This is a genomic window from Lactobacillus sp. N54.MGS-719 (genome assembly GCF_000980505.1).
Taxonomy (GTDB): domain Bacteria; phylum Bacillota; class Bacilli; order Lactobacillales; family Lactobacillaceae; genus Lactobacillus; species Lactobacillus amylovorus.
In genome coordinates this window covers 1-1,814 of the sequence record NZ_LARO01000089.1, presented here as the reverse complement: position 1 = coordinate 1,814, position 1,814 = coordinate 1, and the positions used below count along the sequence as shown (strand labels likewise).

The 1,814-nt window shown below is 52.6% G+C and carries 19 tRNA genes and 1 rRNA gene; all 20 read left to right on the top strand.

What is annotated here, in order from left to right:
* Positions 1-98: ribosomal RNA gene (gene rrf, locus WS44_RS10190) — 5S ribosomal RNA — on the top strand; the annotation flags it as partial.
* A 5-nt stretch (positions 99-103) separates the two neighbouring features.
* A tRNA-Val gene (locus WS44_RS09130) sits at positions 104-176 on the top strand.
* 17 nt (positions 177-193) lie between these two features.
* Positions 194-266, top strand: a tRNA-Lys gene (locus WS44_RS09125).
* A gap of 44 nt (positions 267-310) precedes the next feature.
* Positions 311-383 (top strand) — tRNA-Thr (locus WS44_RS09120).
* 13 nt (positions 384-396) lie between these two features.
* Positions 397-468 (top strand) — tRNA-Gly (locus WS44_RS09115).
* Positions 469-484: 16 nt separating this feature from the next.
* Positions 485-570, top strand: a tRNA-Leu gene (locus WS44_RS09110).
* A 6-nt stretch (positions 571-576) separates the two neighbouring features.
* Positions 577-650: transfer RNA gene (locus WS44_RS09105), tRNA-Arg, on the top strand.
* Positions 651-655: 5 nt separating this feature from the next.
* Positions 656-729: transfer RNA gene (locus WS44_RS09100), tRNA-Pro, on the top strand.
* 20 nt (positions 730-749) lie between these two features.
* Positions 750-823 (top strand) — tRNA-Met (locus WS44_RS09095).
* A 15-nt stretch (positions 824-838) separates the two neighbouring features.
* A tRNA-Ile gene (locus WS44_RS09090) sits at positions 839-912 on the top strand.
* Positions 913-947: 35 nt separating this feature from the next.
* Positions 948-1,035, top strand: a tRNA-Ser gene (locus tag WS44_RS09085).
* Positions 1,036-1,044: 9 nt separating this feature from the next.
* Positions 1,045-1,118: transfer RNA gene (locus WS44_RS09080), tRNA-Met, on the top strand.
* A 4-nt stretch (positions 1,119-1,122) separates the two neighbouring features.
* Positions 1,123-1,198 (top strand) — tRNA-Asp (locus tag WS44_RS09075).
* A 7-nt stretch (positions 1,199-1,205) separates the two neighbouring features.
* Positions 1,206-1,278: transfer RNA gene (locus WS44_RS09070), tRNA-Phe, on the top strand.
* A 26-nt stretch (positions 1,279-1,304) separates the two neighbouring features.
* Positions 1,305-1,375: transfer RNA gene (locus WS44_RS09065), tRNA-Gly, on the top strand.
* A 12-nt stretch (positions 1,376-1,387) separates the two neighbouring features.
* Positions 1,388-1,461, top strand: a tRNA-Ile gene (locus tag WS44_RS09060).
* A gap of 2 nt (positions 1,462-1,463) precedes the next feature.
* Positions 1,464-1,551 (top strand) — tRNA-Ser (locus tag WS44_RS09055).
* A gap of 4 nt (positions 1,552-1,555) precedes the next feature.
* Positions 1,556-1,627, top strand: a tRNA-Glu gene (locus WS44_RS09050).
* Positions 1,628-1,635: 8 nt separating this feature from the next.
* A tRNA-Glu gene (locus tag WS44_RS09045) sits at positions 1,636-1,707 on the top strand.
* 13 nt (positions 1,708-1,720) lie between these two features.
* A tRNA-Met gene (locus WS44_RS09040) sits at positions 1,721-1,794 on the top strand.
* The last annotated feature ends 20 nt before the right edge of the window (positions 1,795-1,814 follow it).

Below are 1,814 nucleotides of genomic sequence, written 5' to 3'. Positions count from 1 at the left end.
AGGATACACCTGTTCCCATGCCGAACACAGAAGTTAAGCTTCAACGCGCCGAAAGTAGTTGGGGGATCGCTCCCTGCGAGGATAGGGCATTGCCATGCATTATGGAGGATTAGCTCAGTTGGGAGAGCATCTGCCTTACAAGCAGAGGGTCACAGGTTCGAGCCCTGTATCCTCCATTGAGCATTATGCTCATGAGCCGTTAGCTCAGTCGGTAGAGCATCTGACTTTTAATCAGAGGGTCGACGGTTCGAACCCGTCACGGCTCATTGCCATAGAGAGGCTTTGAGATGCGGAATACCGTAATTTTTGCGCCGACTTAGCTCAGTTGGCAGAGCACCTGTCTTGTAAACAGGGGGTCGGAGGTTCGAGCCCTCTAGTCGGCATCTTGAATATTATGCGGAAGTAGTTCAGTGGTAGAACATCACCTTGCCATGGTGGGGGTCGCGGGTTCGAATCCCGTCTTCCGCTTTGTCAATTCCATAATGCCGGGGTGGCGGAATTGGCAGACGCACAGGACTTAAAATCCTGCGGTTAGTGATAACCGTACCGGTTCGATCCCGGTCCTCGGCATCTTTTGCACCCATAGCGCAATTGGATAGAGTGTCTGACTACGAATCAGAAGGTTGAAGGTTCGACTCCTTCTGGGTGCACTTTTCGGGAAATAGCTCAGCTTGGTAGAGCACCTGGTTTGGGACCAGGGGGTCGCAGGTTCGAATCCTGTTTTCCCGATTAACAATGAAAATTGTTATCGCGGTGTAGCTCAGCTGGCTAGAGCGTCCGGTTCATACCCGGGAGGTCGAGGGTTCGATCCCCCCCGCCGCGATTGACTGGCTGTTAGGGACCTTTAGCTCAGTTGGTTAGAGCAAGCGGCTCATAACCGCCCGGTCGTAGGTTCGAGTCCTACAAGGTCCATTGGGCCTCATAACACTCGACAGCTTTTCATTTATGGAGGATTACCCAAGTGGCTGAAGGGGGCGGTCTTGAAAACCGCTAGGTCGTGAGAGCGGCGCAAGAGTTCGAATCTCTTATCCTCCTTTTCATTATCGCGGGGTAGAGCAGCCTGGTAGCTCGTCGGGCTCATAACCCGGAGGTCGTTGGTTCAAATCCAGCCCCCGCAATTTTGGTCCGTTGGTCTAGTTTTGGTTAGGACGCATCCCTGTCACGGATGAGATCACGAGTTCGAGTCTCGTACGGACCGTTTATATGGCTCGGTAGCTCAGTTGGTAGAGCAACGGATTGAAGCTCCGTGTGTCGGCGGTTCGATTCCGTCCCGCGCCATTAAGATAATTAAGTTTCTGCTTAATGCGGGTATAGTTTAGTGGTAAAACCACAGCCTTCCAAGCTGTTGTCGCGAGTTCGATTCTCGTTACCCGCTTTAATAATATATGGGTCTATAGCTCAGCTGGTTAGAGCGCACGCCTGATAAGCGTGAGGTCGGTGGTTCGAGTCCACTTAGACCCATTGGAGAATTACTCAAGTGGCTGAAGAGGCGCCCCTGCTAAGGGTGTAGGTCGCGAAAGCGGCGCGAGAGTTCGAATCTCTCATTCTCCGTTATGACCCGTTAGTCAAGTGGTTAAGACACCAGCCTTTCACGCTGGTATCGTGGGTTCGAATCCCGCACGGGTCACTTGTCATGACCCATTAGTCAAGCGGTTAAGACACCAGCCTTTCACGCTGGTATCGTGGGTTCGAATCCCGCATGGGTCACTTAATTTATTATCGCGGGGTAGAGCAGCCTGGTAGCTCGTCGGGCTCATAACCCGGAGGTCGTTGGTTCAAATCCAGCCCCCGCAATTTTGGTCCGTTGGTCTAGT